We start from the raw sequence: 26,486 nt of genomic DNA, 5'->3' as shown, positions 1-26,486 counted from the left end.
GGGATGAGGCATCCCGGGATGCCATCATGGCGAGAAAGACATTTGCTATCGCATTCCTGTTCCTGTGTCCCTGGGTGACACCGGCGATGGCGATCGAGCGCATTTACTGCGCCACATCCGATAGCGTGATCGACATGTCGCTGGAAAGCGGCTTCAGCAACAAGGATCAGGAAAGGATCGTCCATTTCCGCGGCATGGCCGGCGTGAAGGACAAGGCGGCGCCAGCGGGCTTCCAGCGCTTCCAGATCACCTCGAAAATGCTGAAACAATACTGGATCGACGAGCGCGATCTGCGCTTCAGCATCCATGCCTTTGCCCCCGAAGGAGATCCGCTGTACCGCGTGTCCATGGCGATGATCACCGATCGCAGTTCAAGCACCGCAAAGCGGTTTACCGGGCGCTACGACCTGAAGGTCGTCAAGCTGAAGATGGGCAGCGCCGTCGGCGGCGAGCAGATCCTCTCCCACGAGGGCGACATTTTCTGCGACATCAAGCGCTGAACGGATAAACCCACTTGAAATGAAAACGGCCGCTTCTCGCGATGCGGCCGTCTGAATTTCTTCCGATGGGTCTCGCTCAGCCGCCGAAGATAGTGCGCAGAATGTCCACGCCCTGATCATCGAAGGAAACGTCGCCCTGGCGGTTGCCGGGGCCGATGACGATTACCTTGGTACCGATATCGGCGCGCTCATAGAGATGTTCGACATCCTTGTTCATCATGCGGATGCAGCCCGAGGACATGTTGAGCCCGATCGTCCAGGGCTGATTGGTGCCGTGAATGCGGAAGATCGTGTCGCGGCCGCCCTTGTAGAGATACATCGCGCGCGCGCCGAGCGGATTGTCCGGACCGCCTTCCTGCACGACCGGCAGGATATGGCCCTTGGCGGCTTCGCGGCGGCGCATTTCTGCCGGCGGACGCCATTCCGGCCATTCCGCCTTGCGGCCGATCTTCACCACGCCCGACCAGCCGAAGCCTTCGCGACCAACGCCGACGCCATAGCGGGTCGCACGGTTGTTGCCCTCGACATAGTAGAGAAACTTGTTGTTCGTATCGATGATGATTGTGCCCGGCTTCTCGTCCGTCGTCAGGCGCACAACCTTCCGCTTGAACTTCTCAGGCACTTCCTTGCGCTGCTGCGCAACGAGCGTCACGTCGCTGGTCGTCTGGATGCGATTGAGGCTGATGGCGCTGGCGGGCGCCGGCAAGGCGAGTGTCAGCGCGATCATCGCCACAGCCGCCTTGCGGAAAGTCGTGTTGAACATAAGCAATCCCCCTGATTTACAGGGCTTCAAGCCTAGCTGCTTCGCTTGTCAAAGCAAGTGCTAATCGGAAGATTGTGATTTGAGCAGTGCCTCAGATCACAATCACCTTCGTTCCGACCTTCACGCGCTCATAGAGGTCGATGACATCCTCGTTGCGCATGCGGATGCATCCGGAGGAAACGCCGTTGCCGATCGACCAGGGCGCGTTCGTTCCGTGGATACGATAGAGTGTCGAGCCGAGATAAAGTGCACGTGCGCCAAGCGGATTTTCAGGGCCGCCCGGCATGTGCGCGGGCAGGAAATGGCCCTTGGCCGCTTCGCGGGCGATCATTTCCTGCGGCGGACGCCAGTCCGGCCATTCGGCCTTGCGGGTCACCTTGTGCGTTCCCGCCCATTCGAAGCCCGGCTTGCCAACGCCAACGCCGTAACGCTTGGCCATGCCATCGGCCATCACGAGATAGAGGAAGCGCTCGCGCGTATCGATGACGATCGTGCCCGGCTTCTGCTTGGTTTGATACTGGACCATTTGCGGCAGAAACTGCGGTTCAATCTGGGTGCGGACAGGCTTGTCAGGGCGCATCGCCACCTGTTGCGGCGCCGGCTGCTGCGGGAAGAGCACGCGCCGCTGCTGCACAACACGGCGTTGCTGCACCGGCTGCTGACGGAGTATGGGTTGTTGACGCAGAACCTGTTGCGGCTGCTGAACAATCCGCTGGCGACCCGCCGGAACCGGCTGCCGCATCCGCTGCGGCGCCGTGTAGCCGCGCGTTTGCGCCTGCGCGCCGCCGAGCTGCAGCACCCAGGACGCCTGCAGATCAGGGCTGACCATCACCGGCGGACGGCTCTGGTAGCGGTCATTGGCATGAACGGGGAGGGCGATCGACAGGCTGGCCAGCAGGGCCAGGAACAGGGAACTCTTCGACATCGGACAACTCGCAACTAGGGACCGGATGCGGCGACAAACCCTGCCGCCATTTCCGGTTGATCGTGCCAGAGCGAGCGCCGCCAATTGGTAAAGACCCATTCATGAAAATGCGTTCGAACCCGTAAACCCTTCCGAAGGGTTAGCGCCCGGTTTGGAAAAATCGTGAACAAATGGTAAACAGCCCTCAATGGTGAGAGGGAATCGCATGGAGACGACAGCGGAAGGCCTGATCCGGGGAGACGACGGACTCGACCGCTGCTTCTGGCATGGCGGTCTTGAAGACTATCGCCGCTATCACGACGAGGAATGGGGCCGGCCGGTCACGGACGACATCCGTCTGTTCGAGAAGATCTGCCTGGAAGGCTTTCAGTCCGGCCTGTCCTGGCTGACCATCCTCAGAAAGCGCGAAAACTTCCGCGCCGCCTTTGCCGGCTTCGACTTTGATCAGGTCGCCCGCTTCGGCGACGACGACATAGCCCGCTGCCTGGCTGACGCCGGCATCATCCGCCACCGCGGCAAGATCGTCTCGACGATCAACAATGCCCGCCGCGCCGTCGATCTCAAGGCCGAATTCGGCTCGCTTTCCCGCTATTTCTGGAGTTACGAACCCGACATCTCGGAACGCCCGCCGCGCATGGACTACGCGACACTCAGGGCCAATCCGACCTCGCCCACCTCGATCCGGCTTTCCAAGGATCTGAAGAAGCGCGGCTGGACCTTTGTCGGCCCGACCACCGTCTACGCCTTCATGCAGGCCATGGGTCTGGTCAACGACCATATCGAAGGCTGCTGCTGCCGCGCGACCACGGAAGAACTGCGCGCCCGGCTTGTGCGTCCGTGATCAGGCAAGACTGGCGACGAGATCTGGTACATGCCCGAGATCCGGGATCTCGCGGAAGCGCGGCGCCTCGGCCGGCTTCTCCACATGCTCCAGCACCCAGGTCAGCTCATGGGGCACGAAGACGCCCCAGGCACCGGCCGCGATTGCCGGCACGACGTCGGATTTCAGCGAATTGCCGATCATCATCCCCCGCTCCGGTCCCTCGCCATGTTTGCCGAAGATCCGCCGATAGGTGGTGGCCGTCTTGTCCGAGACGATCTCGACCGCATCGAAATAGTCGCCAAGGCCCGATTGCGCCAGCTTCCGTTCCTGGTCGAACAGGTCGCCCTTGGTGATCAGCACGAGGAAATAGTGTCCACGCAGCGCCTCCAGTGCATCGCGGGCATGCGGCAGACACTCTACGGGATGGCTGAGAAGATCCCGCCCGATGGCCAGGATCTCCGAGATCACGGAAGACGGCGCCCGCCCCTCGGTGATCTCCAGCGCCGTCTCGATCATCGAGAGGGTGAAACCTTTGATGCCGAAGCCGTAGTGGGCAAGGTTGCGCTTCTCTGCCTCCAGCAGCCGTTCGGAGACGTGCTCGCCTTCGGCATAATCGGAAAGCAGACTGCGGAAATGGTGCTCCGTCAGCTTGTAATACTGCTCGTTCTGCCAGAGCGTGTCGTCGGCATCGAAGCCGATCACGGAGACAGGGCGGTTCGACATGACGCCTCCTCATTGATCTGGAGGGGCAGACTAATCCGTCTCTTCCGCAAAGCAATGGCGTCCGAAGACGCCATTGCAGGTTCATGGGGAAGGTGGGCTACTGCCCGTTCTTGGCAAGCCATTCCTTCATCATGTCGATCTCGCCTTCCTGGGCTTTGATCACCTCTTCCGCGAGCTTGCGGATCTCGGGATCCTTGCCGTGTTCGAGCACGATCTTTGCCATGTCGATGGCGCCCTGATGGTGCGGGATCATGCCCCGAACAAAGTCGACATCGGCATTGCCGGTCAGCGGCACGGCCATGTCCTTGTGCATCTTTTCATTGGCCGCCTGGAAGGCCTTGGACGACGGGCTGTCGTCCATCATGCCATGGCCCATGGCCGACATGTCATGGCCCTGGTGCATGGTGTTGTCCTGGGCGAGGACGATAGAAGCGGAAAGCGCGGTCGCCAGCGACGCCGCCACGAGAACAGTCTTCAGCATTGAATTCTCCTGTGCTGATCGATGAGAGGGAAAGCGCGGGCGGTATTGCCGCGCAGGTCATCGGATCAGGCGCGGGGAGGGGGCGTCAGCGGCGCCGTCACTTGCGACACGAGCCGTGGAAGGCGCGTGGAAGCCTCGGCGGCCCTGGCCGGCTTGCCGCTGTCGGAAAGTGTCGGTTCGGCAGGCAGGGTGAGACAGGCCGCACAATGCCAGGTCATCTTCAAGGGTTTGCCGGTATCCTCGCCGCCATCGGCATTGATCGTGGACGCGCCCGAATGAGGGCAATCGACATCCGCCACCATATCAGCGGCAGAACCCGCCTCATGCGCGCCGGCAACCGCATCCACCATATGCGCCACAGGCATCGCCATGGCCGACATGCCGGTCATGGGCATGGCGCCATAGGCAAGGGCTGCGACAAGCAGCAGGAGGCGGGCGAGCGATCTCATGCCACGAAGATGGGCCGCCATTCCGACGAAAGCAAGGTCGCTTGAGGCCTGGTCATCGGACTATCACGCGATGCACGATCCGATAGTCCCGGCTCTCTTCACCGAAGGGGATCACCGGCCAGTCCCAATCAGTCGATGATGTGCCGAGATCGAATCCATGCATGAGGTCTTGGGTGTCATGCTTGAGGCCGTTTCGGTCAATGACCGCATAGCTCACATCGGTGACAAGACAGGTCTTCGCCGGCAGCCGCGCCAGCCCCTCGACATGCGCCGCGATCACCTGGCGCATCCTGTCGTCTTCCGCCGGCTGCCCACCGAGGCGCCGCGCAACCCCGATGCCGATCTGCGAGAGCAGATTGGCCGAGACCACGAAATCGAGATAGGGCACCTGCCGGAGAAACGAGAGCGGCTCTACAGGCTGGCCAGCAAGCAGAGCATCAATCCCCGAAAGATCCCGCTCGATCAGGCGCACATTCTTCAAACCCTTGAGCTTGATCCAGCTCCGCACGCTCGCCAGATGCACGAGATCGACCAGCACCACCGTATCGAAGAGCCGCGACAGCTCGGCAACCGGCACATCGCGCAACAGTCCCGAACCCAGCACCACCACCGTCCGCTTCTGCCGGCACGCCTGCGCGGCATCGAGAATAGCCGCCTTCGTCCGCCGCTCGTGGTCCGCCCAGTCGTGGCGACACCGATTGGCCCGCGCCCAGAGATTGACCGAGGAGCGGATGAACGGACGATGCGCGGCCGAGGTGAGCGGAACGCTCGCTGCAAAGTTCAGGGCTTCGAGGATCATGTCTTACCGATAGACGGAGCTGCGATGGCCGATCTCGACCACGAGCACGATGAGCTTGCCGTCCTGGATATCGCAGATGATCCGGTAGTCGCCAACTGTGTAGCGCCAATAGGCACCAAGCTTGCTGCCATGAAGAGGATCGCCGAGACTTCTGGGATTATCGTGTTTGGCAAGCCGCTCTTCCAGAAACTGCTTTATACGGCGGCGAATGACGGGATCGAGTTTGTCGATCGTTTTCCGAACGGGCTGGCGGTACTCAATCGTCCAGACCACGCCAGAACTCCTCGGAGCTGACAACCTTATCCTCGCCGCTCTGGATACGCCTCATGGCCTCATCCGCCGAGGCGAGATCCTGAAGGTTTTCAAGTTCACGCTGGATCATCTGGCGCAGATAATCATCCGGCTCGGCACCCGCCTCCGACGCGTATTCGACGATCAACTGATGCATTTCTTCCGGCATATCGAGCGTGACGCGCTTGTTCATCGGAGCGATCCCTGTTTCGAAGCCTCAGCATACCAGTGAAAGCATCCATTTTCCAGCATCCGCCCTCGCGCCCGCCCGCCTTCGCCCTTGCCGCCAAATCCTTGATCCTCTAAGACACCGGCACCTTTTTGAAACGAAATTCCGGTTGTCATCATGAGCGATAAGAACAAGAAGCCCCAGAAGCTGAAGGCCCGCCTGCCGCGCGGCTTCGTCGATCGCGAGGCGGCCGATATCCGCGCTGCCAACCAGATGATGGAGACCATCCGCGAGGTCTATGAGCGCTACGGCTTCGACCCGATCGAGACACCGCTCTTCGAATATACCGATGCGCTCGGCAAGTTCCTGCCGGACTCGGACCGCCCGAACGAAGGCGTCTTCTCGCTGCAGGACGATGACGAACAGTGGATGTCGCTGCGCTATGACCTGACGGCGCCGATGGCGCGCCACGTCGCGGAGAACTTCCAGGAAATCCAGCTGCCGTTCCGCACCTATCGCGCCGGCTATGTCTTCCGCAACGAGAAGCCGGGTCCTGGCCGCTTCCGTCAGTTCATGCAGTTCGATGCCGATACCGTCGGCGCGCCGGGCGTCCAGTCCGACGCCGAAATGTGCATGATGATGGCCGATACGCTGGAGGCCCTCGGCATCAAGCGCGGCGACTATGTGATCCGCGTCAACAACCGCAAGGTTTTGGACGGCGTCATGGAAGCGATCGGCCTCGGCGGCGAGGAGAATGCAGGACGTAGGCTGAACGTGCTGCGCGCCATCGACAAGCTGGACAAGTTCGGCCCTGAAGGTGTGCGTCTGTTGCTCGGAGAGGGCCGATGGGATGGCGGCGAAAAAGGTAAGGGCGACTTTACCAAGGGCGCCGGTCTAGCTGAAGACCAGATCAACAAACTTGAACTTTTCTACAGCGGTGTTGGTCAGAGTGCGCGAGACCTATTCACGCCTGCGACAGACGCCGCTGCGCGGGATGACTATTCGGTCGTGAACGCCGACGGTCGGACAGTTTATCCATCCAACTCGATACAGCTTGCTGCTTATCTGGAGTTGTTCGGTGAGGGACATCCGGCGCATGAAGGTTTCAAGGAACTGAAGGCAATAAGCGATCTTGTGCGCGCAGCCGAATACGGGACCAATCGAATCCGAATGGATGTGTCCGTCGTCCGCGGCCTCGAATACTACACCGGCCCCGTCTACGAAGCCGAACTCACCTTCGACGTCACCAATGAAAAGGGCGAAAAGGTCGTTTTCGGCTCGGTCGGCGGCGGCGGGCGTTATGATGGCCTCGTGTCGCGCTTCATGGGCCAGCCGGTCCCTGCCACGGGCTTCTCCATCGGCGTCTCGCGCCTGATGACGGCGCTGAAGAACCTCGGCAAGCTCGGCCAGGACGAGGTGCTCGGCCCGGTCCTCGTCACCGTCATGGATGGCGATGTCGAAAGCATGGGCCGCTACCAGAAGTTCACGCAGGACCTGCGCAATGCCGGCATCCGCGCCGAAATGTACCAGGGCAACTGGAAGAAGTTCGGTAACCAGCTGAAATATGCCGACCGCCGCGGCGCCCCCATCGCCATCATCCAGGGCGGCGACGAGCGCGCGCAAGGCGTGGTGCAGATCAAGGATCTGATCGAGGGCAAGCGCCTGTCGGGCGAGATCACCGACAATGCCGAATGGCGCGAGGCGCGTGTGGCTCAGGAAGTCGTGGCCGAGGCGGATCTGGTGGCGAAGGTCAAGGAGATCCTGGCCGCCCAGGTGGAAGATCGCCGTCGGGCGAAGGGTGTTTGAGTTGAGTTCGTGGTTTTACCCCCCTCTGTCACTTCGTGACATCTCCCCCACACGGGGGGAGAGTGGCGGCAGCGCGAGACGCTGGCCCCAACCCGCTCTCCCCCCGTGTGGGGGAGATGCCCGGCAGGGCAGAGGGGGGTATCCACACATTCCAGGTTCAATCTCATGCCCCTGACCGACATGCCCGATTTCGCCGGCACCATCCTGCAGGAATTCACATCACGCGGCACAACCCGCGTGGATACACCCGTGATCCAGCCGGCCGCCCCCTTCCTCGACATGGCCGGCGAAGACCTGCGCCGGCGCATCTTTCTGACCGAAAACGAGCGCGGCGAAAGTCTGTGCCTGCGTCCGGAATTCACCATTCCCGTCTGCCTGCGCCACATCGAAACCGCGACCGGCACGCCGAAGCGTTACGCCTATCTCGGCGAAGTCTTCCGCCAGCGCCTTGAAGGTCCGCAGGAATTCTACCAGGCCGGCATCGAGGATCTCGGCGATATCGCTGTCGCCGCCTCGGATGCCCGTGCGATTTCAGACAGCGTCGCCATCCTCACCCGCCTGCTGCCGACCAAGCCGCTCATCGTCACCCTCGGCGACCAGTCCGTCTTTGAAGCCGTCGTCAAGGCATTGGGGCTTCCGGCAGGCTGGCAGAAGCGCCTGATCCAGGCCTTCGGCAACTCCGTCCAGATCGACCAGCTCCTGCGGACGCTCGCCACGCCGACGCCGGTGCCGGGTCTGGCGCCGGAGGTTTTGGATCTTCTGGCCAAGGGGGACCAGCAGGCCCTGATCGCGCATATTGACGCGACCATGCAGGAAACCGGCTATCTCACCAATGCGAGCCGCACGCCCGCCGAAATCGCCCGCCGCCTGAAGGAAAAACTGGAGCTCTCCGAGACCCGCCTCGATGGCGCCGCCCTTCTTCTTCTGCGCGAATTCCTGTCGCTGGAACTGCCGCTTGGCGATGCTTCGGCGGCCCTTGCCGGCTTTGCCGATGCCGCCGGCCTGAAGCTCGGGGCAGCACTCAGCCGCTTCGACGAACGCGTGGCAGCGCTGGCGAATATCGGCACGGATCTGACCCGCATCACCTACCGCGCCGCTTTCGGCCGTCCGCTGGATTATTACACCGGCCTCGTCTTCGAGGTGGCGGTGAAGGGCAAACCCGCGGTCCTTGCCGGTGGTGGGCGCTTCGACCGACTGCTGACGCTGCTTGGCGCCGAGACACATATCCCCGCCGTCGGCTTCTCGCTCTGGCTCGACCGCATTGAGACCGAGAGGACAGACGCGGCGATCCGAAAAGTGGATACCGGTTTTCGGACGGAATCGCCGCGCCAGGAGGGAAGCCAATGACCATCACCATCGGTCTGCCCTCCAAGGGCCGCATGAAGGACGATGCCTCCGCCATCTTTGAAAAGGCGGGCATGAAGATCGTTGCCGTCGGCAATGACCGTTCCTATCGTGGCCGTGTCGAAGGTTTTGATGATGTCGAGATCGCCTATCTCTCGGCCTCCGAGATCTCGCGCGAGATCGGCAATGGCACGGTCGATTTCGGCGTCACTGGCGAGGACCTGATCCGCGAAGGGCTTGCCGAAGCAGACGCTCGCGTCGAAATCGCCGCCCGCCTCGGCTTCGGCCATGCCGATGTCGTCGTGGCTGTCCCGGAGGTCTGGTACGACGTCGATACCATGGCTGATCTGGGTGACGTCGCCGCCGAATTCCGCAGCCGCCATGGCCGGCGGCTCGCGATCGCGACCAAATACTGGCGCCTGACGCAGCAGCATTTTTCCCGCCAGCACGGCATCCAGCTTTACCGCATTGTCGAAAGCTTAGGGGCCACCGAAGGCGCCCCCGCCGCTGGCCAGGCGGATATCATCGTCGACATCACCTCGACCGGCTCGACGCTGCGCGCCAATCATCTGAAGGTGCTGTCGGATGGCGTGATCCTGCGCTCGGAGGCCTGCCTTGTGCGGGCGCGGAAGCCGGAGCATGAGGGCAATGCGATGATCGGTCGGATTGTCGAGGCCATCAGCGGCGTTCTGTGAGCGGGGCCATGTCACACGCGGATGCCATCCCCGGATTGTATGCGCGTCATGCAGAGGCCTTTGATCGCGTGCGCGGGAAGAACGGCTTCGAGCGTCCCTGGCTGGACCTCCTTGTCGCGCCGTTGCAGCCCGGTGCCCACGTGCTCGATCTCGGATGCGGCTCCGGCGAACCTATCGCGGCAGACCTGATCGATCGAGGCTTTCTCGTCACCGGGTTGGACGTCTCCGAACCCCTGATCCGCCTTTGCCGGGAGCGGTTCCCGGCACATGATTTTCATGTCGGCGATATGCGGGATCTGGCGCTGGGCCGGACATTTGATGCAATCGTCGCGTGGCACAGCTTCTTTCATCTGACGCCCGAGGCGCAGCGGGCCATGTTCCCGCGCTTTGCATCCCATACCGCAAGCGGCGCTACCCTGATGTTCACATCGGGTCCAGCCGCTGGCGTGGCGGTTGGGGAGTTCGAGGGCGAGCCACTCTATCACGCGAGCCTCGATCCTGATGAGTACCGCTCCCTGCTGGCAGACCACGGGTTCATCGTGCTCAAGCATGTGGTCGAAGATCCGGCATGCGGTGGCGCAACAGTCTGGCTGGCGCAAAAGTCTTAAGTGGAAATCACGGCCACAAAAAAACCCGCCGGATCGCTCCAGCGAGTTTCCTTTTGCCGGTTAGGGCAGGGATATCAGGCAGTGACGGCAGAAGCCGAGCCACGGCGGGCGTCAATGGAGTAGGCACCGGCGCCGACGATGGCGAGAGCGATGTAGCCGCCGGCCAGCGTGATGTTCTTCATCAGCATGATCTGGTTCAGGGTGTTGATCCAGCCGAGAGCGCCTTCCGGCCAGCCTTCGATGGCAACGGTGCCGGAATGGAAGACAAGACCGGTGAACACGCAGAACAGCGCAACCGTCCAGGCGGTGATCTTGGTCTGGAAGCCGACCAGGAGGAAGAGGCCAGCAACGAGTTCATAGAGGCCTGCGGCATAGGCCAGCAGGTCGGCCGCCGGGAAGCCAGCGCCGGCGATCATGCCAGCAGTGCCGGTCGGGTCAGCCAGCTTGCCGAAGCCGGACATGATGAACATGAAGGAGAGAAGAATACGGGCGAGAACGAGAAGACCGTTATTGGTGGCGGACATGGGGGAGACTCCGTTTTGCGTTGACGCTGAAACCCCATCCGTGGCGGTCTCAGTAACTGCCGCCTCAATGCATGCTTTTTTGTCGCAGGTATAGGTAAACAGTTTTTGACTCTTCGTTCACAAAAATGAAACGACAAATGCTGTCGTGGTCACAGTCGGACCCTTTCCCTTCGCTGTGACGCTTCCTACTTGGGGCATGTCCACGCCTGAAAGGAGCCCTCCCATGGCAGATCTCTCCGCATTCCCCATCACCACCAAGTGGCCAGCCGCCAATCCCGATGTCATCCAGCTCTACTCCCTGCCAACGCCCAACGGCGTGAAGGTCTCGATCGCGCTCGAGGAACTGGGTCTTGCCTATGAGCCGCATCTGGTGGATTTCGGCAGCAACGCCCAGAAAAGCCCGGAATTTGTCTCGCTCAACCCGAATGGCCGCATCCCGGCGCTGATTGACCCCAACGGTCCGGATGGAAAGCCGATCGGCATCTTCGAGTCGGGCGCCATCCTGGTCTATCTCGCCGACAAGACCGGCAAGCTCCTGCCGAAGGAAGGCGCGGCCCGTTACGCCGTCCTCCAATGGCTGATGTTCCAGATGGGCGGCGTTGGTCCGATGTTCGGCCAGTATGGCCACTTCTACAAGTTTGCCGCCGACAAGGTGGAGAACAATCCCTATCCAGCCCAGCGCTACAGAGACGAGACCCGCCGCCTGCTGAGCGTTCTGGAAGCACAGCTGGAACATGGGCCTTGGCTGACGGGTGAGGATTACACCATCGCCGATATCGCCACCTGGCCCTGGGTGCGCTGCCTCAAGGTCTTCTATAATGGCGAAACGGATCTTGGCCTGGCGGACTTCCCACGGGTGCTCGACTGGTGGGCACGCGCCGAAGCGCGTCCGGCAAGCCAGAGGGGGCTGAACATTCCGGCCCGCTCCTGACATTTGCAACGGCGAGGGCGGCAGGCCGCCCTCCCATCGCATCGACTGCAACCTGGCGTCCCATCAGGACGGTGTGACCGAGACCGTCGTCGGCAGTTGGAAGCGCGGAAAGATGAAGAGCCCGACCATATTGCCCCCGCTGCCTTCAAAGCCGGAGGATTCGCCGATGCAGAAGACCGGCTGGCGGTGCTGTCCGACGGAGACGATGGTGGTCGAATAGCAGAAGCGCGATGGCTGCGTTGCCGCCTGTTCGAACAGCCTCAGGATATGGGCTCGGTCCGCCGCATCATAGCACCGCATGACCGTCAGCAGTCCGCACTCGTGGTTGTCGAGCCCGTGCAGCGTGCGGGCATTGTTCCCCAGCTTCAACAATCCGTTTGTCAGATCGCCGGTCCAATCCTCGGACAGGCCAAAACGGCAGGGGTGCTGGTCGGCCAGCCCATCCCCATCCCGTTCGCTCACCTTGAAGGTGGTCGCAAGATCAGCATTCGCTATTTTGAACAAGGCGTTCCCCAAGTCGATAGCCAGAACTGGCCCATATTCCACCGGCCCGGACAGTTTTGCCCTGCAGCCATCCCTGTCCGGCTTGTCGCCGGGGTATCCATGGGAACGGTCCCCCGTTCTTCCGGTCTCCAGCACTCGAAACACACGCGACGAAAACTGCCGTGTCGCCTCGCCCCTGATCGAGAAAACACAGCCTTCAAACATAGCTCAGCCAGCCGGTAGACCGACCGATCGGCATACACGCAATCGCAGCATAATGTTCCGGCCTCAGCCATGTCATATGCCACGACAGTACTCTTGGTACTGCCTGGTCCGCAGCCTTCCCCCACAAGAAAGCCGAAGATTAACACGCTGAAAGCGCCGGAATTAACCGACTGGATACCACGATTTATTTCCGATGAAAACGGTTTCCGTCTCCATTCGGCACAGAATGATCGGATTCGCCAAGTACAATTAAATATTAGGATAAGTTGAAATAAATCTCCCCTCGCCGCTTTCATCCGCGAGGGGCACCGGACATCTTCAAAACAATGATGTGACACTCTGAAGCGAAGAGGAAAAGGCGCGACAACCGTATCTCGCCGCATGCCGCTATAGTCTTGGCGAGGTTCTCACCACCAATAGAAAAGGGCGACCCGAAGGCCGCCCTTTCCGTAACTGAACCGGATGGCTCAGACATAGGACCTTTCGGTCTTACATCATGTCCATGCCGCCCATGCCACCCATGCCGCCCGGCATGCCGCCAGCAGAGTCCTTCTTCGGAAGCTCGGCGATCATGGCTTCGGTGGTGATCAGCAGCGAAGCAACCGAAGCTGCGTTCTGCAGGGCGGTGCGAACGACCTTGACCGGGTCGACGATACCCATGGCGATCATGTCGCCGAATTCGCCGGTCTGGGCGTTGTAGCCGTAGTTTTCTTCGTTCTTGTCGAGGATCTTGCCGACGATGATCGAAGCTTCGTCACCAGCATTGGTGGCAATCTGGCGAACCAGCGACTGCAGGGCGCGGCGAACGATGTTGATGCCGGCTTCCTGGTCGTCGTTGACGCCCTTCACGGTGATCTTCGTGGAAGAACGCAGGAGAGCGGTACCACCGCCCGGTACGATGCCTTCCTGAACGGCCGCGCGGGTCGCGTTCAGAGCGTCGTCGATGCGGTCCTTGCGCTCCTTGACTTCGATTTCGGTCGAGCCGCCGACGCGGATGACGGCAACGCCACCGGCGAGCTTGGCCAGGCGCTCCTGGAGCTTCTCGCGGTCGTAGTCCGAAGTGGTTTCTTCGATCTGCGCCTTGATCTGGGCAACGCGGCCTTCGATGTCGGACTTTGCACCGGCGCCATCAACGATGGTGGTGTTTTCCTTGGTGATCGAGACCTTCTTGGCGCGGCCGAGCATGTCGAGGGTGACCGACTCGAGCTTGATGCCGAGGTCTTCCGAGATGACAGTGCCGCCCGAGAGGATGGCGATGTCTTCCAGCATGGCCTTGCGGCGATCGCCGAAGCCCGGAGCCTTGACGGCAGCGATCTTCAGGCCGCCACGCAGCTTGTTGACGACGAGGGTCGCAAGGGCTTCGCCTTCGACGTCTTCAGCGATGATGACGAGCGGCTTGCCGGTCTGAACGACGGCTTCGAGAACCGGCAGCATGGCCTGGAGGTTCGAGAGCTTCTTCTCGTGCAGCAGGATGAACGCGTCTTCGAGATCGGCGACCATCTTTTCCGGGTTCGTCACGAAGTAGGGGCTGAGGTAGCCGCGGTCGAACTGCATGCCTTCGACGACTTCGAGTTCGGTTTCGGCGGTCTTGGCTTCTTCGACGGTGATGACGCCTTCGTTGCCAACCTTCTGCATGGCTTCAGCGATGTCGTTACCGACCTGCGTGTCGCCATTTGCCGAGATCGTGCCAACCTGGGCAACTTCAGCCGAGGTGGAGATCTTCTTCGCCTTGGCCTGGAGATCCTTGACGACTTCCGAAACGGCGAGGTCGATACCGCGCTTCAGGTCCATCGGGTTCATGCCGGCAGCAACAGCCTTGGCGCCCTCGCGAACGATGGCCTGGGCCAGAACGGTTGCAGTGGTGGTGCCGTCACCGGCGATGTCGTTGGTCTTCGAAGCAACTTCGCGGACCATCTGGGCGCCCATGTTCTCGAACTTGTCTTCCAGTTCGATTTCCTTGGCAACCGATACACCGTCCTTGGTGATGCGCGGAGCGCCGAAGGACTTGTCGATGATGACGTTACGACCCTTCGGGCCGAGCGTTACCTTCACGGCGTCAGCGAGGATGTCGACGCCATGCAGCATCTTTTCGCGCGCGGTGCGGCCAAACTTGATTTCTTTAGCAGCCATGTTCAAAACTCCCGGGCGTCTAGCCCATTGGTGAATTGGTTAAAGAGGAAGTCGGGTATCCGGCTGAAATCAGCCGATAACGCCCATGATGTCGGCTTCCTTCATGATCAGCAGGTCAACGCCGTCGAGCTTGACCTCGGTGCCGGACCACTTGCCGAACAGAACGCGGTCGCCGACCTTCACGTCGAGGGCAACCTGCTTGCCGCTTTCGTCGCGGGCGCCCGGGCCAACAGCGATGACTTCGCCTTCAGCCGGCTTTTCCTTGGCGGTGTCGGGAATGATGATGCCGCCCTTGGTCTTTTCTTCGGACTCGACGCGCTTGACAACAACGCGATCGTGCAGAGGACGGAAATTGGTGCTTGCCATTGTCTAATCCCTCGATCAAATGACATTCGCGATCCCGGACGGGACCACATCGGATTTTGTTAGCACTCTCCCTCAGGGAGTGCCAGCGAGGCTGAGATAAGAACAGCCTCGTGACGAGTCAAGCGCGCGTTTGAAAAAAGGAAGGGTGCATGCCGGCGAAGCCCACCGACATTCACGACGCCCAGGTTCCGATCGATCGCCCTGCCTCTCCGACATTTTCAGAACTCGTATCCGCCTTTGCCCGCATCGGCTGCCTCTCTTTCGGCGGGCCGGCCGCACAGATCGCGCTGATGCATAAGATCTGCGTCGAGGAAAAGCGCTGGATCGACGAAGACCGTTATCTCCATGCCCTGAACTACTGCATGCTGCTGCCCGGTCCCGAGGCCCAGCAGCTGGCCACCTATATCGGCTGGCTGCTGCATGGCGTGCGGGGCGGCATTGTCGCAGGCCTTCTCTTCGTTTTGCCCGGCCTTGCCGTCATCCTCGGCCTTTCCACGCTCTATGCGCTCTACCAGGACACGAGCCTTGTCGCCGGGCTGTTCTTCGGCCTGAAGGCTGCAGTGCTCGCGATTGTCGTCGAAGCCGTCATCCGCATCGGCAAGCGGGCCTTGAAGAGCGACTTTCATCGCTGGCTGGCCGCTGCGGCTTTTTTCGCGCTGTTCCTCTTCTCGATCCCGTTTCCCCTGGTCGTTCTGACCACCGCGCTGATTGGTCTTCTTCACGCAAAGGCGTCGCCGTCCAACGCCGCCGTGCCGGTCGTGCCAGAGGCAACGGCCCGTCCCCCATTGCTCCGCCAGCTTGCGGCACTCCTCTTCTGGGTCGCGGTCTGGCTCGCGCCGCTTCCACTCCTCTGGCTTCTGCTGCCGGAGACGGCTCTGCCCGAAATCCAGACCTTCTTCTCCAAGATGGCGCTGGTCACCTTCGGCGGCGCCTATGCCGTGCTCGCCTATGTCGCCCAGGTCGCCGTCGATCACTATGCCTGGCTCAAACCCGGAGAAATGCTCGATGGTCTGGCGCTCGCGGAAACGACGCCCGGACCGCTGGTCCTTGTTCTCTCCTATGTCGGCTTCCTCGCCGGTTTCCGCCAGAGCGGGGCGCTCGATCCGCTGCTCGGTGGTCTGCTCGGTGGTCTGATTGCTGCCTGGGCCACCTTCATCCCGAGCTTCATCTGGATCTTCGCCGGCGCTCCCTATGTCGAGCGTCTGCGCGGCAACACGCTGTTGAGCGCCGCTCTTTCGGCGATCACCGCCGCCGTCGTCGGTGTGATCCTCAATCTGGCCGTCTGGTTTGCGCTGCATGTGATTTTCACGCAGGTGGCACCGTTCACGATTGCCGGTTTCGGGCCGCTCACGCTGTCTGTGCCGCAGCCCGTCTGGTCCACCCTCGACTGGCGGGCCCTCGTCATCGCCGTCCTGGCCGCCGTGATGATCTTCCGCTTCCACCTCGGCATCGGCAAGACGCTTCTGGTTGCCGGAGCGCTTGGCCTGGCCGCGCATTTCCTGCTCTGACGCGCAAGGAGAGATCGCGGCAATTTCGGCCTCCGATACGCTTGCCCCTTGCCTTGCCGCCCGTCCTTTGCCATGTCACCCGTCTTACCTTGAGAGTCAGGACAGACGATGACCCGCAGCATTTCCACCCTTGGCGACGTGACCGACGCTTACGACGTCATTCTCTGCGATGTCTGGGGTGTGCTGCACAACGGTATCGATGCCTTCCCGCTCGCCGGCGAAGCGCTGACGGCAGCCCGCGCAAAGGGCCTGACGGTGGTGCTCATCACCAATTCCCCGCGGCCCGCGATCGGCGTCATCCCCCAGCTTCGCGCCATCGGCGTGGTCGACACCGCCTATGATCGGATCGTTACCTCGGGCGACGTCACGCGCACTTTGATTGCCGCCGGCCCGAAGAAGGTCTTCCTGCTCGGTCCCGAACGTGACCTGCCGCTCTTCGATGGTCTCGATGTCGAGGTTGTCTCGAAGGAAGAGGCCGACTGCGTCGTTTGCACCGGCTTCTTCGACGACGAGGTGGAAACGCCGGAAGACTATCGCGACATGCTCACCGACTTCGTCGCCCGCAAGGTGCCTCTCATCTGCGCCAATCCGGATCTGGTCGTCGAGCGCGGCCACCGCATCATTCCCTGTGCCGGCGCCGTTGCCGCCTTCTACACCGCACTCGGCGGCGAAACCCGCATTGCCGGTAAGCCGCACACGCCGATCTACGAGGCGACGCTGGCTGCCGCCCGCGAGGCCCGCGGCGACTTCGACACGTCCCGTGTGCTCGCCATCGGCGACGGCATGCCGACCGACGTCAAGGGCGCCGTCGATGCCGGTCTCGACCTCCTTTATATCTCGGGCGGTATCCACGCCGCCGACTACGCGACCAACAACGTGACGGACGAGGCAAGGTTGAAGCTCTTCCTCGAGCGGGAAAAGGTCGCGCCGCAATACTGGATGCACAGGCTGGCATGAGGCGAGACCTGCGATGACCGTTTTTCACCGCAACGAAAAGAGGGAACCGCTCCCCGCAAGCTTGCGCGGCGGGGTGATCGCCATCGGCAATTTCGATGGCGTGCATCGCGGCCACCAGGCGGTGCTGAACCGCGCGCTGGAGCGGGCCGAAGCGCTCGGCGTTCCCGCACTCGTACTGACCTTCGAGCCCCATCCGCGCACCGTCTTCAACCCGGACAAGCCGGTCTTCCGCCTCACGCCGCCATCCTTGCGCGCCCGCATCCTGGAGGCCATGGGCTTCCATTCGGTCATTGAATATCCCTTCGACCGGGAATTCTCGCAGCGCTCCGCGGAAGAATTCGTCCAGTCGATCCTCGGCGAGTGGCTCGGTGCCAGCGAAGTCGTGACCGGCTTCGACTTCCATTTCGGCAAGGGCAGGGAGGGCGGTCCCGCCTACCTCATGCAGGCCGGCAGCCGCCACGGCTTCGGCGTCAGCCTCGTCGATGCCTTCCGCGACGAGGGGGCCGAAGTCATCTCCTCAAGCCGCATCCGTGGCCTGATTGCTGAGGGCGACGTCGTCCAGGCGGCCGGTCTGCTGGGCTATCGCTACACGGTCGAAGCCGAGGTGATGAAGGGCCAGCAGCTCGGGCGGACCCTGGGCTTCCCGACCGCCAACATGCATCTCCCGCCGGAAGCGACGCTGCGTCCCGGCATCTACGCCGTCCGCTTCCGCCGCCCCGACGGCATCATCCGCGACGGCGTCGCAAGCTTCGGCTATCGACCGACGGTGACCAGCAATGGCGATCCCTGGCTCGAAACCTTCATCTTCGACTTCTCCGGCGACCTCTACGGCGAAATCGGCTCCGTCTCGCTCTTCGGCTTCCTGCGCGACGAGTGGAAATTCGACGGCCTCGATCCGCTTGTGGCCCAGATCCGCAAGGATGCGGAGGAGGCAAGCGCGCTGCTTTCGGGCGTCCAGCCCATCGGCCCTCTGGATGCGGCCATCGCTTTTTAAGGCGGGTTTCGGCTGTCGGCGATGTGAGTTGCCGATCCGCCTGTCGTCACATATGGGTGTTTATATGTGACTTGAGCCCGTGACTGCACGGGCGACGCTGGAGATCCTCTTGACCGAATTCACTCCCCTGATGTCCTTTGCCGGCGGCCTGCTGATCGGCCTCTCGGCACTTCTCCTGATGCTCACCTGGGGCCGGATCGCCGGCATGACCGCGATCATCGGCGGCATCCTGCCGCCGCTGGGTCGGGACTGGTCCTGGAAGGCCGCCTTTCTGGCGGGCGCGATCCTTGCGCCATTGGCTCTGTCGCTTACCGGCTATCAGGTCGAATATTCGGTGCCGGTCTCGACGACGGCCCTGATCATCGGCGGTCTGATCGCCGGCATTGGTGTCACCTTCGGCTCCGGCTGCACTTCGGGCCACGGCATCTGCGGCATGGCCCGCCTGTCGCGCCGCTCGATTGCCGCGACCGTGACTTTCATGGTCTTTGCCGTCGTGACCGTCTTCCTCATCCGCCATGTCCTGGGGGTCTCGATCTGATGCGCTTCCTCCTCGTTTTCCTTATCGGTGCCCTCTTCGGAACCGGCATTGTCCTGTCCGGCATGGCAAACCCCGCCAAGGTTCTGAATTTTTTCGATTTCGCCGGCAGTTTCGATCCGAGCCTCGCTTTCGTCATGGCCGGCGCGCTTTCGGTGGCCGGCCCCGGTTATGCGCTGCTTTTCCGCAGCCGGCAAAAGCCGCTCTTCGACGAGACCTTCCGTCTTCCCAAGGCAAGCGCCATCGATGCCAAGCTGATCGGCGGCTCCGCCGTCTTCGGCATCGGCTGGGGTATTGCCGGCTTCTGCCCCGGTGCCTCCATCCCGGCCCTCGGCCTGGGACATGCCTCGGCGGCGATCTTCGTCGCGTCCCTGCTGGTCGGGATTGTGGTCGCCCGCAGGCTCGCCCAAGCCGATTTCTTCGCGGATGTTACCCGACAAAGTTGAAACCTGGGGGCTTGGCAGAAGAACTGTCGCATCTGTGCCCGTGTTAAATGGGCCTTAACCCAATTTAACTTGTGCCGGCGCCATTTCGGAACAATTAATCCGGCAGAATGAGGTTTCAGCCCATGCTGTGAGCTTCCGATCATCAGGAGTGTTCCGAGCCGATGTTAGACGTGGTCACCGTCCTCACCTACAATGCGGTGATCAATCTGGCTGTGCTGGTCGTCGCCACGATCGCATGGGCACGCAATCCGCAGCAGAAGGACATCGCCTTCTGGGCCCTGGCCGCATGGTTCATGGTGGTCGGCACGATTTGCTCCAGCCTGACGGAACACGTTCCCTATAACATCATGGCCTACATTGGCGGCGTGCTCTATGTCGCCCGAACCGGCCTGATCCGGCTTGGATTCAAGGAGTTCTTCGGCCAGCCCTACAGGCATTTGCAGGCTTTCAGCATCGCGATCGTGGTCTGCATCGGCATGGCCCTTGCCGAAGTTCTGGAGGATCCGACTCCGATCCGCGTGTCCCTCGTCTATCTCGGGTCAGCCATCAATCTCGCGCTTGGCGCGCAGGATCTCTGGCGCGGCAAGCCGGGCGAAACGCTCCCGTCGGGTCGCCTCGCAGCCGCAGTTTATGCGCTCTATGCGCTGGCGAGCCTGGTGATCGCGCCGCTGCCGATCGTCTATCCGATCCAGTTCGAGGGCAATACCCCGATCTCCGAGTGGCTAACCTATTCCAGCATGCTGCTGCTGGTCTTCAATCTCCTGGCCTTCCTGATGGCCATGGTCTTGAAGCTGGAGCGCAGCGGTGAAGTCCAGCGGCAGCTGGCCGAGCGCGACCACCTCACCGGGCTGGTCAATCGCCGCATGTTCCTGCACCAGGCGACAAGGCTTGCCACACAGCCCGGCACAGCGATCGCTGTTCTCGATCTTGATCACTTCAAGCGGATCAACGACACCTATGGTCACAAGGGCGGCGATGATGCGCTCATGCATTTCGCCGAACGCGCCACCCGGCTTCTGCCGCCCGATGCGCTCTTCGGCCGGCTTGGCGGCGAGGAATTCGGCATTTGTCTGTCCCGTCAGGACAGCGTCTCTGCACGCAGCATCCTCGACGCCGTGCGTCTGGCGGTCTCGACCGAGGACATCCGTTCCGATCACCATCGCTTCCGGCTCACTCTGTCCTGCGGCGTGGTGGTGACGGAAGCCCCGGCGCGCAGCCTCGATGCCTGGATGGCCCTGGCTGATACGGGTCTTTACGAGGCCAAGGCGCAGGGCCGCAATCGCGTTGTCCTCCAGGAGCAGGCATTGCCCAAGGACGAGCGTCTCACAGCGCATCTTGAAGCGCCGGTTGTCGACGAGGTGAGCAACGACGCTCGCCTGTCGGCCTGAGCCGCGGACCCGCCTGGCGAAGGAGCGGAGGTTGACGCCTCCGTTGTCTTGCCGCCTAGTGCGCCTCAAGCAAATCACCGACAAAGCCCGAAAGGCATCCCATGGCCATGACGCCGCGCAGACCCGTGAACCCGAAGGATGCCGCCGAGGCGCTGTTCAAGCCTGCAAAGAAGCCGCCGGCCCCGGTGGTCGAGCGCCGCGCCGCACCCGAAGTCAAGGAACTCGTGTCGATCAAGCTCGACAGCGCGGTCTTCGAACACTTCCAGAAGGACGGCCCCGGCTGGCAGGACCGCATCAACGACGCCCTGCGCGGGGTCGTAGATGCAGAGAGTGGCGAGTAGAAAGCGAGGTGCGGAAGCTCCATCTTGCCCCTTCCTTTCGGCGCGAAAAACCCCTAAAGAACGCGGCCATGACGTATCTTTCGGCGGCCCGGATCATTCGAATTATTGGCCCGGCCCTCCCGGCGGCTTGAGAAGCTGCGGGAAGGTCCGGGTTTTTGGCGTTGGGTTGGAAAGCCCCACGCCCGCTTGCCGCCACTCCAAGACGTAATTCCGCGACCGCTTGAGGTCGCCCCATCCGATGGCTGATCCATGACCGATACCCCTGAAAAACCCGATTATTCCAAGACCCTCTATCTGCCCGAGACCGAATTCCCGATGCGCGCCGGCCTTCCCCAGAAGGAGCCGGAAATGGCGGCGAAGTGGAAGCAGATGGGTCTTTACAAGCGCCTGCGTGCCTCCGCCGCCGGCCGCGAGAAGTTCGTCCTGCATGATGGCCCGCCCTATGCCAACGGCAACATCCATATCGGCCATGCGCTGAACAAGGTGCTGAAGGACGTCATCACCCGTTCCTTCCAGATGCGCGGTTTTGACTCCAACTATGTCCCGGGTTGGGACTGCCACGGCCTGCCGATCGAGTGGAAGATCGAGGAAAAATATCGCGAGAAGGGCAAGGACAAGAACGAGGTCCCGGTCAACGAATTCCGTCGGGAATGCCGCGAGTTCGCGCAAGGTTGGATCAACATCCAGGCCGAAGAATTCCGCCGCCTCGGCATCGAGGGCGACTTCGACAATCCCTACACGACCATGGCCTTCCACTCGGAAGCCCGTATCGCCGGCGAACTCCTGAAGATCGCCATGTCCGGCCAGCTCTATCGCGGCTCCAAGCCGATCATGTGGTCGGTTGTCGAGCGCACGGCGCTGGCGGAAGCCGAAGTGGAATATGCCGAGGTCGAGAGCGACACGATCTGGGTGAAGTTCCCGGTGGTCGAAGGCGCGGACGAACTGAAATCGGCTGCCGTCGTCATCTGGACAACCACCCCCTGGACCATCCCGGGCAACCGCGCGATCTCCTACTCGTCCAAGATCGAGTACGGCCTCTACGAGATCACGGAAGCCACGAACGACTTCGGCCCGCAGCCGGGCGAAAAGCTGATCTTTGCCAAGCGCCTCGCCGAAGATGCCGCAACCAAGGCCAAGGTGACCTTCAAGCTCGTCCGTGACGTGACCGGCGCCGAACTCGGCGCGATCACCTGCGCCCACCCGCTGGCCGACCTCGGCTACACCTTCGCCGTCCCGATGCTCGATGGCGACCACGTGACCGATGACGCCGGTACAGGCTTCGTCCACACGGCCCCGTCCCATGGTCGCGAAGACTTTGAAGCCTGGATGGCCAATGTCCGCGCCCTCGAAGCCCGTGGCATTGACACCAAGATCCCGTTCCCGGTCGATGATGCCGGCTTCTACACGGAAGACGCCCCCGGTTTCGGCCCGTCTGCCGAAGGCGGTGCCGCCCGCGTGCTCGACGACAACGGCAAGAAGGGCGACGCCAACAAGCGCGTCATGGAGGCCCTGATCGCGGCGAAAAACCTGTTTGCCCGTGGCCGCATCAAGCACGAGTATCCGCATTCCTGGCGCTCGAAGAAGCCGGTCATCTTCCGCAACACGCCGCAGTGGTTCGTCTATATGGACAAGGACCTCGGCGACGGCACGACGCTGCGCACCCGCGCACTCTCGGCCATCGACCAGACCCGCTTCGTCCCCGCCGGTGGCCAGAACCGCCTGCGCGCCATGATCGAGCAGCGCCCGGATTGGGTACTTTCCCGCCAGCGCGCCTGGGGCGTGCCGATCTGCGTCTTCGCTGATGCCGAAGGCAATGTGCTGAAGGACAAGGACGTCAACGATCGCATCCTCGCCGCCTTCGAGATCGAAGGCGCCGATGCCTGGTTTGCAGAAGGGGCAAAAGAGCGGTTCCTTGAAGGCCGTACCGATCAGGATGATTGGCAGATGGTCACCGACATTCTCGACGTCTGGTTCGACTCGGGCTCCACCCACACCTTCACGCTGGAAGACCGCCCGGACCTCAAGTGGCCGGCCGACGTCTACCTTGAAGGCTCCGACCAGCATCGCGGCTGGTTCCATTCCTCGCTGCTCGAAAGCTGCGCCACCCGTGGCCGCGCGCCCTACAATGCCGTCATCACCCATGGCTTCACCATGGCGGAAGACGGTCGCAAGATGTCGAAGTCGCTCGGCAACACCGTGACGCCGCAGGATGTGATGAAGGAATCCGGCGCCGATATCCTGCGCCTCTGGGTCATGTCGACCGACTATGCCGAAGACCAGCGCCTCGGCAAGACGATCATCCAGACCAACATCGACGCTTACCGCAAGATCCGCAACACTGTTCGTTGGATGCTCGGCACGCTCGCCCATGACCATGGCGACGAGATTGCCTATGCCGATCTGCCGGAACTCGAAAAGCTGATGCTGCACCGCCTGGCCGAGCTCGACCAGCTGGTGCGCAAGTCCTACGACGAATTCGACTTCAAGCGTATCGTCCGCGCGCTCTCGGACTTCGCCAATGTCGAACTCTCGGCCTTCTATTTCGATATCCGCAAGGACACGCTCTACTGCGACGCTCCGTCGAGCCTGAAGCGCCGGTCCGCCCTCTTCGTTATCCGCAAGCTCTTCGACTGCCTGGTCCTGTGGTTTGCGCCGATGATGCCCTTCACAACGGAAGAGGCCTGGCTTTCGCGCGACCCGAAGGCTGAGTCGGTGCATCTCGAACAGTTCCCGGTCATCCCGGCCAACTGGTCGAACGATGCCGTGGCCGAGAAGTGGAAGGGCGTTCGCGCCGTTCGCCGTGCCGTTACCGGTGCCTTGGAAATCGAGCGCAAGGAAAAGCGCATCGGCTCCTCGCTGGAAGCAGCCCCGGTCGTCCATGTCGCCGATGCCGAACTTTTGAACGCGCTCGATGGGCTCGACTTCGCCGAAATCTGCATCACCTCCGACATCTCGGTTGTCGCTGGTGAAGGTCCTGCAGAGGCTTTCCGTCTCGACGATGGGACCAAGGTCGCCGTCGAACCGAAGCTCGCCGAAGGCACGAAATGCGCCCGTTCCTGGAAGATCACCAGGGACGTCGGCTCCGATCCGGACTATCCGGATGTTTCCGCCCGCGATGCCCAGGCACTGCGCGAGCTGAAGGCGCTGGCTGGCTGAGACAGCCTGGCTTGAGGAAATGTGACCGGATGATTTGCGCTTTCGCGGGTCATCCGGTAAAACTGCCTGAAATTGGCCGAAATCGACCGGCAGGGCTGGTCGCGAGTATTCGGCACGACTGATGTAACTGCGGCGAGGCTGGTAGGCATTCATGAATTCGGCATATCTGTTCAGAGTTGGCCTGGGTCTGGTGGGTCTTTTCGGCGTCACGACAGGTCTTTCCGGTTGCGTCGGCAGCCCGACCTACGGCACCGACAAGACCGCGATGGAGCAGCTGGTGGACGACGTCGGCTCGGCCGTGTCGCTCGCACCCCGCGAAGCCGCCAACAAGGACACCAAGTACAACCCGCGTCCTGATCTGGTTCTGCCCCCGGGCGGCGCTCAGACGGCGGCGCTCGTGTCGCCTCAGGCGTCGCTGGCAAGCCGCGAAAACAATCCGGAATGGGTGGAATCGCCGGAAGAGGCGCGTGAGCGCCTGGTGGCCGAGGCCGATGCCAATGCCAACAACCCGCGCTACCGCTCGCCGCTGCTCGCCGGTTATGGCACGGCCGGCACGATGACCGAGACGCAAAAGTGGCAGGCCTTCCGCGACGCCCGCGCGCTGCAGAAGGGTGCCTATCTCGACCAGCGCCGCGTGCTTTCCGATCCGCCGGCCGAATATCGCCAGACGCAGGACGTCGCTCTGAGCGATCTCGGCGAACCGGAGCTGAAGAAGGAAAAGCGCCGCAAGGCCGAGGCCAAGGCAGCCCGCCAGGGTAGCTCCTGGTGGAGACCCTTCCAGTAAACGCAAGTCACATACGATATGACCAGGGCAGGGCGGCAACGACCTGCCCTTTTACGTGAGCTCATCCCATGCCCTTTACCATCCGCCCTGCAAAGCCAGAGGATGCCGCGATCATTCTCGGCTTCATCACCGAGCTCGCCGTCTATGAAAAGGCCGGTCACGAGGTCGAGGCGACCGAAGCGACGATCCGCGCCTCCATCTTCGGTGAAGGCTCGGTCACGGAAGCCGCGATTCTTGACCATGTTGGCCGCCCGGCCGGGTTCGCGGTCTGGTTCTACAACTACTCGACCTGGCAGGCGAAGAATGGCCTCTATCTGGAGGATCTCTATGTCGCGCCGGATTATCGCGGGTCGGGGGCCGGCAAGCTGCTGCTCAAGCATCTGGCCAAGGTCGCGGTCGAAAAGGGCTGTGGTCGTTTCGAATGGAGCGTGCTCGACTGGAATGAGCCAGCGATCCGCGTCTATGACGCCATCGGCGCTGAGCCACAGACGGAATGGATCCGTTACCGCCTGGCAGGTGACAAGCTCAAGGCTTTTGCCTCAGCCGATTGAGCCTGCTACTCCTCGTTCTCGACGGTGCGCGCGACAAGCGCCATATGCAGCGCTTGAAGCGCAGGTCCGATGAACGAGACCCAGAGCAACGCCATGTTGCGCTCGGCATGATCATGCCGCGAAAACACGAAGATCACCACGATCAGGCTGATCATCAGCACAGGCGATGCGGCAACGGCGACGATGCGCGGTGCCCGCCAGTTGATCGATCCGCGCGCCGACCATTGCATCGGCAGCTTGTCCGCCTGGGGTGCGACATTGCGATAGGCCCAGATCGCAATCGATACCATGATCGCGATTGAAAGAGCGAGCACGACATAGATCATCAATCTCTCCTGTCCTGGAAGAAGCTGCGCATCAGCTCGGCGGCCTCGCTTTCGCGGATGCCGGAATAGACGTCCGGCACATGATGGCAGGTTGCCTGCTGATAGAAGCGCACGCCGTTCTCCACTGCTCCGCCTTTGATGTCCTGCGCAGCATAATAGAGTCGCCGTATTCGGGCAAAGGAGATTGCAGCAGCGCACATCGTGCAGGGCTCGAGCGTCACATAGAGATCGGCATCGACGAGGCGCTCGTCCCCGACAGCAGAGGCTGCGCGCCGGATGGCCAGCACCTCGGCATGCGCCGTGACATCGTTCAGCGCCCGCGTCTCGTTGCCGGCGCGTCCGAGGATCTCGCCGTCGCGCACGACCACGGCGCCGATCGGAACCTCGCCCCGGGCGCCAGCGGCCCGCGCTTCCTCGAAAGCCGCTTCCATGAAGCCGTTTGTCTGCGCCATGCCTGAACTTTCC

Annotated in this window: 31 protein-coding genes; 17 read left to right on the top strand and 14 right to left on the bottom strand. The window is 62.1% G+C overall.

Annotated features, from left to right (window positions below):
- The first annotated feature begins 26 nt into the window (after positions 1-26).
- Entirely contained in the window at positions 27-500 is a 474-nt protein-coding gene (locus AC1PUL_RS13730; protein WP_480464716.1) for a hypothetical protein, read from the top strand.
- A 76-nt stretch (positions 501-576) separates the two neighbouring features.
- Here AC1PUL_RS13730 and AC1PUL_RS13725 read toward each other — a convergent pair whose 3' ends face one another.
- Both AC1PUL_RS13725 and AC1PUL_RS13720 read right to left on the bottom strand, forming a co-directional pair.
- A complete protein-coding gene (locus tag AC1PUL_RS13725) occupies positions 577-1,263 on the bottom strand; it encodes a L,D-transpeptidase (protein ID WP_298466134.1) in 687 nt (228 codons plus the stop codon).
- Positions 1,264-1,354: 91 nt separating this feature from the next.
- A complete protein-coding gene (locus tag AC1PUL_RS13720; RefSeq protein WP_480464715.1) occupies positions 1,355-2,188 on the bottom strand; it encodes a L,D-transpeptidase in 834 nt (277 codons plus the stop codon).
- A gap of 205 nt (positions 2,189-2,393) precedes the next feature.
- On the opposite strand from AC1PUL_RS13720, the gene AC1PUL_RS13715 reads away from it, so the two are divergent.
- Complete coding sequence (locus AC1PUL_RS13715; RefSeq protein WP_480464714.1) at positions 2,394-3,029, top strand: DNA-3-methyladenine glycosylase I; 636 nt, start codon at positions 2,394-2,396, stop codon at positions 3,027-3,029.
- Here the strand turns inward: AC1PUL_RS13715 and AC1PUL_RS13710 are convergent, their stop codons facing one another.
- From AC1PUL_RS13710 to relB, 6 genes are all read right to left on the bottom strand, one after another.
- Positions 3,030-3,734, bottom strand: coding sequence for an HAD family hydrolase (locus tag AC1PUL_RS13710; RefSeq protein ID WP_480464713.1), 705 nt, complete (start codon positions 3,732-3,734; stop codon positions 3,030-3,032).
- A gap of 97 nt (positions 3,735-3,831) precedes the next feature.
- On the bottom strand, positions 3,832-4,215 hold the full coding sequence (copM, locus tag AC1PUL_RS13705; RefSeq protein WP_480464712.1) for a CopM family metallochaperone: 384 nt from the start codon (positions 4,213-4,215) through the stop codon (positions 3,832-3,834).
- Between the two features lie 65 nt (positions 4,216-4,280).
- A complete protein-coding gene (locus AC1PUL_RS13700) occupies positions 4,281-4,664 on the bottom strand; it encodes a hypothetical protein (RefSeq protein WP_480464711.1) in 384 nt (127 codons plus the stop codon).
- Positions 4,665-4,716: 52 nt separating this feature from the next.
- On the bottom strand, positions 4,717-5,463 hold the full coding sequence (locus AC1PUL_RS13695; RefSeq protein WP_480464710.1) for a hypothetical protein: 747 nt from the start codon (positions 5,461-5,463) through the stop codon (positions 4,717-4,719).
- A gap of 3 nt (positions 5,464-5,466) precedes the next feature.
- Positions 5,467-5,736: a type II toxin-antitoxin system RelE family toxin gene (locus AC1PUL_RS13690; RefSeq protein WP_480464709.1), complete on the bottom strand. Its 270-nt coding sequence runs from the start codon at positions 5,734-5,736 to the stop codon at positions 5,467-5,469.
- Positions 5,720-5,947 (bottom strand): type II toxin-antitoxin system RelB family antitoxin, encoded by a 228-nt coding sequence (relB, locus tag AC1PUL_RS13685; RefSeq protein ID WP_480464708.1) that lies wholly within the window; start codon positions 5,945-5,947, stop codon positions 5,720-5,722. Before relB ends, AC1PUL_RS13690 begins: the two co-directional genes overlap by 17 nt.
- Before the next feature lie 153 nt (positions 5,948-6,100).
- Between relB and hisS the strand changes: the two genes are divergently transcribed.
- The 4 genes from hisS (at position 6,101) to AC1PUL_RS13665 (ending at position 10,376) form a co-directional block, all read left to right on the top strand.
- The gene (gene hisS / locus AC1PUL_RS13680) at positions 6,101-7,729 is read left to right on the top strand and encodes a histidine--tRNA ligase (protein ID WP_480464707.1); all 1,629 of its coding nucleotides are present in this window, start codon (positions 6,101-6,103) and stop codon (positions 7,727-7,729) included.
- A gap of 165 nt (positions 7,730-7,894) precedes the next feature.
- Complete coding sequence (locus AC1PUL_RS13675; protein WP_480464706.1) at positions 7,895-9,076, top strand: ATP phosphoribosyltransferase regulatory subunit; 1,182 nt, start codon at positions 7,895-7,897, stop codon at positions 9,074-9,076.
- Positions 9,073-9,768, top strand: coding sequence for an ATP phosphoribosyltransferase (hisG, locus tag AC1PUL_RS13670; RefSeq protein ID WP_480464705.1), 696 nt, complete (start codon positions 9,073-9,075; stop codon positions 9,766-9,768). Before AC1PUL_RS13675 ends, hisG begins: the two co-directional genes overlap by 4 nt.
- A gap of 8 nt (positions 9,769-9,776) precedes the next feature.
- Entirely contained in the window at positions 9,777-10,376 is a 600-nt protein-coding gene (locus AC1PUL_RS13665; RefSeq protein WP_480464704.1) for a class I SAM-dependent DNA methyltransferase, read from the top strand.
- A 74-nt stretch (positions 10,377-10,450) separates the two neighbouring features.
- On the opposite strand, the gene AC1PUL_RS13660 is transcribed toward AC1PUL_RS13665, so the two are convergent.
- Entirely contained in the window at positions 10,451-10,900 is a 450-nt protein-coding gene (locus AC1PUL_RS13660; protein WP_480464703.1) for a DoxX family protein, read from the bottom strand.
- A 223-nt stretch (positions 10,901-11,123) separates the two neighbouring features.
- Between AC1PUL_RS13660 and AC1PUL_RS13655 the strand changes: the two genes are divergently transcribed.
- A complete protein-coding gene (locus AC1PUL_RS13655) occupies positions 11,124-11,831 on the top strand; it encodes a glutathione binding-like protein (RefSeq protein ID WP_480464702.1) in 708 nt (235 codons plus the stop codon).
- A gap of 63 nt (positions 11,832-11,894) precedes the next feature.
- On the opposite strand, the gene AC1PUL_RS13650 is transcribed toward AC1PUL_RS13655, so the two are convergent.
- The 3 genes from AC1PUL_RS13650 to groES form a co-directional block, all read right to left on the bottom strand.
- A complete protein-coding gene (locus AC1PUL_RS13650) occupies positions 11,895-12,335 on the bottom strand; it encodes a hypothetical protein (protein WP_480464701.1) in 441 nt (146 codons plus the stop codon).
- A gap of 693 nt (positions 12,336-13,028) precedes the next feature.
- Positions 13,029-14,669 carry a chaperonin GroEL gene (gene groL / locus AC1PUL_RS13645; protein ID WP_298464677.1) on the bottom strand — a complete coding sequence of 547 codons (1,641 nt, stop codon included), beginning with the start codon at positions 14,667-14,669 and terminating at the stop codon, positions 13,029-13,031.
- 69 nt (positions 14,670-14,738) lie between these two features.
- Entirely contained in the window at positions 14,739-15,035 is a 297-nt protein-coding gene (gene groES, locus AC1PUL_RS13640) for a co-chaperone GroES (protein WP_054148802.1), read from the bottom strand.
- 149 nt (positions 15,036-15,184) lie between these two features.
- Here groES and chrA point away from each other — a divergent pair, with 149 nt between their 5' ends.
- From chrA to AC1PUL_RS13590, 10 genes are all read left to right on the top strand, one after another.
- Positions 15,185-16,543, top strand: a complete 1,359-nt coding sequence (chrA, locus tag AC1PUL_RS13635) for a chromate efflux transporter (RefSeq protein ID WP_480464700.1) — start codon at positions 15,185-15,187, stop codon at positions 16,541-16,543.
- 108 nt (positions 16,544-16,651) lie between these two features.
- Positions 16,652-17,500: a TIGR01459 family HAD-type hydrolase gene (locus tag AC1PUL_RS13630; RefSeq protein WP_480464699.1), complete on the top strand. Its 849-nt coding sequence runs from the start codon at positions 16,652-16,654 to the stop codon at positions 17,498-17,500.
- Positions 17,501-17,513: 13 nt separating this feature from the next.
- Positions 17,514-18,494 carry a bifunctional riboflavin kinase/FAD synthetase gene (locus AC1PUL_RS13625; RefSeq protein ID WP_480464698.1) on the top strand — a complete coding sequence of 327 codons (981 nt, stop codon included), beginning with the start codon at positions 17,514-17,516 and terminating at the stop codon, positions 18,492-18,494.
- Between the two features lie 109 nt (positions 18,495-18,603).
- Positions 18,604-19,032, top strand: a complete 429-nt coding sequence (locus tag AC1PUL_RS13620) for a YeeE/YedE family protein (protein WP_480464697.1) — start codon at positions 18,604-18,606, stop codon at positions 19,030-19,032.
- A complete protein-coding gene (locus AC1PUL_RS13615) occupies positions 19,032-19,475 on the top strand; it encodes a DUF6691 family protein (RefSeq protein WP_480464696.1) in 444 nt (147 codons plus the stop codon). The genes AC1PUL_RS13620 and AC1PUL_RS13615 overlap by 1 nt, the downstream gene beginning before the upstream one ends.
- 161 nt (positions 19,476-19,636) lie before the next feature.
- Positions 19,637-20,863: a GGDEF domain-containing protein gene (locus tag AC1PUL_RS13610; protein WP_480464695.1), complete on the top strand. Its 1,227-nt coding sequence runs from the start codon at positions 19,637-19,639 to the stop codon at positions 20,861-20,863.
- A gap of 101 nt (positions 20,864-20,964) precedes the next feature.
- Complete coding sequence (locus tag AC1PUL_RS13605; protein WP_480464694.1) at positions 20,965-21,204, top strand: BrnA antitoxin family protein; 240 nt, start codon at positions 20,965-20,967, stop codon at positions 21,202-21,204.
- Positions 21,205-21,453: 249 nt separating this feature from the next.
- A complete protein-coding gene (gene ileS / locus AC1PUL_RS13600; protein WP_480464693.1) occupies positions 21,454-24,360 on the top strand; it encodes an isoleucine--tRNA ligase in 2,907 nt (968 codons plus the stop codon).
- Between the two features lie 151 nt (positions 24,361-24,511).
- Positions 24,512-25,144: a hypothetical protein gene (locus tag AC1PUL_RS13595; protein ID WP_480464692.1), complete on the top strand. Its 633-nt coding sequence runs from the start codon at positions 24,512-24,514 to the stop codon at positions 25,142-25,144.
- 68 nt (positions 25,145-25,212) lie between these two features.
- Positions 25,213-25,695 carry an N-acetyltransferase family protein gene (locus AC1PUL_RS13590; protein WP_480464691.1) on the top strand — a complete coding sequence of 161 codons (483 nt, stop codon included), beginning with the start codon at positions 25,213-25,215 and terminating at the stop codon, positions 25,693-25,695.
- Positions 25,696-25,700: 5 nt separating this feature from the next.
- Here the strand turns inward: AC1PUL_RS13590 and AC1PUL_RS13585 are convergent, their stop codons facing one another.
- Entirely contained in the window at positions 25,701-26,021 is a 321-nt protein-coding gene (locus AC1PUL_RS13585; protein WP_480464690.1) for a hypothetical protein, read from the bottom strand.
- A complete protein-coding gene (locus AC1PUL_RS13580; protein ID WP_480464689.1) occupies positions 26,021-26,473 on the bottom strand; it encodes a nucleoside deaminase in 453 nt (150 codons plus the stop codon). Before AC1PUL_RS13580 ends, AC1PUL_RS13585 begins: the two co-directional genes overlap by 1 nt.
- Positions 26,474-26,486 lie beyond the last annotated feature (13 nt).

Source organism: Rhizobium sp. P43 (genome assembly GCF_056730705.1).
The sequence above is the reverse complement of the archived record's forward strand: the minus strand, read 5'-3'. Positions and strand labels throughout refer to the sequence as shown.

Excerpts from the sequence above, each read along its gene's own strand:
- AC1PUL_RS13675 (WP_480464706.1), top strand. The coding sequence starts at position 7,895 with ATGCCCCTGACCGACATGCCCGATTTCGCCGGCACCATCCTGCAGGAA.
- hisG (WP_480464705.1), top strand. The coding sequence starts at position 9,073 with ATGACCATCACCATCGGTCTGCCCTCCAAGGGCCGCATGAAGGACGAT.
- AC1PUL_RS13605 (WP_480464694.1), top strand. The coding sequence starts at position 20,965 with ATGGCCATGACGCCGCGCAGACCCGTGAACCCGAAGGATGCCGCCGAG.
- AC1PUL_RS13595 (WP_480464692.1), top strand. The coding sequence starts at position 24,512 with ATGAATTCGGCATATCTGTTCAGAGTTGGCCTGGGTCTGGTGGGTCTT.
- AC1PUL_RS13700 (WP_480464711.1), bottom strand. The coding sequence starts at position 4,664 with ATGAGATCGCTCGCCCGCCTCCTGCTGCTTGTCGCAGCCCTTGCCTAT.
- AC1PUL_RS13725 (WP_298466134.1), bottom strand. The coding sequence starts at position 1,263 with ATGTTCAACACGACTTTCCGCAAGGCGGCTGTGGCGATGATCGCGCTG.
- ileS (WP_480464693.1), top strand. The coding sequence starts at position 21,454 with ATGACCGATACCCCTGAAAAACCCGATTATTCCAAGACCCTCTATCTG.
- groL (WP_298464677.1), bottom strand. The coding sequence starts at position 14,669 with ATGGCTGCTAAAGAAATCAAGTTTGGCCGCACCGCGCGCGAAAAGATG.
- hisS (WP_480464707.1), top strand. The coding sequence starts at position 6,101 with ATGAGCGATAAGAACAAGAAGCCCCAGAAGCTGAAGGCCCGCCTGCCG.
- AC1PUL_RS13720 (WP_480464715.1), bottom strand. The coding sequence starts at position 2,188 with ATGTCGAAGAGTTCCCTGTTCCTGGCCCTGCTGGCCAGCCTGTCGATC.
- relB (WP_480464708.1), bottom strand. The coding sequence starts at position 5,947 with ATGAACAAGCGCGTCACGCTCGATATGCCGGAAGAAATGCATCAGTTG.
- groES (WP_054148802.1), bottom strand. The coding sequence starts at position 15,035 with ATGGCAAGCACCAATTTCCGTCCTCTGCACGATCGCGTTGTTGTCAAG.
- AC1PUL_RS13580 (WP_480464689.1), bottom strand. The coding sequence starts at position 26,473 with ATGGCGCAGACAAACGGCTTCATGGAAGCGGCTTTCGAGGAAGCGCGG.
- AC1PUL_RS13625 (WP_480464698.1), top strand. The coding sequence starts at position 17,514 with ATGACCGTTTTTCACCGCAACGAAAAGAGGGAACCGCTCCCCGCAAGC.
- AC1PUL_RS13630 (WP_480464699.1), top strand. The coding sequence starts at position 16,652 with ATGACCCGCAGCATTTCCACCCTTGGCGACGTGACCGACGCTTACGAC.
- AC1PUL_RS13655 (WP_480464702.1), top strand. The coding sequence starts at position 11,124 with ATGGCAGATCTCTCCGCATTCCCCATCACCACCAAGTGGCCAGCCGCC.
- AC1PUL_RS13615 (WP_480464696.1), top strand. The coding sequence starts at position 19,032 with ATGCGCTTCCTCCTCGTTTTCCTTATCGGTGCCCTCTTCGGAACCGGC.
- chrA (WP_480464700.1), top strand. The coding sequence starts at position 15,185 with ATGCCGGCGAAGCCCACCGACATTCACGACGCCCAGGTTCCGATCGAT.
- AC1PUL_RS13585 (WP_480464690.1), bottom strand. The coding sequence starts at position 26,021 with ATGATCTATGTCGTGCTCGCTCTTTCAATCGCGATCATGGTATCGATT.
- AC1PUL_RS13695 (WP_480464710.1), bottom strand. The coding sequence starts at position 5,463 with ATGATCCTCGAAGCCCTGAACTTTGCAGCGAGCGTTCCGCTCACCTCG.
- AC1PUL_RS13590 (WP_480464691.1), top strand. The coding sequence starts at position 25,213 with ATGCCCTTTACCATCCGCCCTGCAAAGCCAGAGGATGCCGCGATCATT.
- AC1PUL_RS13710 (WP_480464713.1), bottom strand. The coding sequence starts at position 3,734 with ATGTCGAACCGCCCTGTCTCCGTGATCGGCTTCGATGCCGACGACACG.
- AC1PUL_RS13715 (WP_480464714.1), top strand. The coding sequence starts at position 2,394 with ATGGAGACGACAGCGGAAGGCCTGATCCGGGGAGACGACGGACTCGAC.
- AC1PUL_RS13610 (WP_480464695.1), top strand. The coding sequence starts at position 19,637 with ATGTTAGACGTGGTCACCGTCCTCACCTACAATGCGGTGATCAATCTG.
- AC1PUL_RS13730 (WP_480464716.1), top strand. The coding sequence starts at position 27 with ATGGCGAGAAAGACATTTGCTATCGCATTCCTGTTCCTGTGTCCCTGG.
- AC1PUL_RS13660 (WP_480464703.1), bottom strand. The coding sequence starts at position 10,900 with ATGTCCGCCACCAATAACGGTCTTCTCGTTCTCGCCCGTATTCTTCTC.
- copM (WP_480464712.1), bottom strand. The coding sequence starts at position 4,215 with ATGCTGAAGACTGTTCTCGTGGCGGCGTCGCTGGCGACCGCGCTTTCC.
- AC1PUL_RS13665 (WP_480464704.1), top strand. The coding sequence starts at position 9,777 with ATGTCACACGCGGATGCCATCCCCGGATTGTATGCGCGTCATGCAGAG.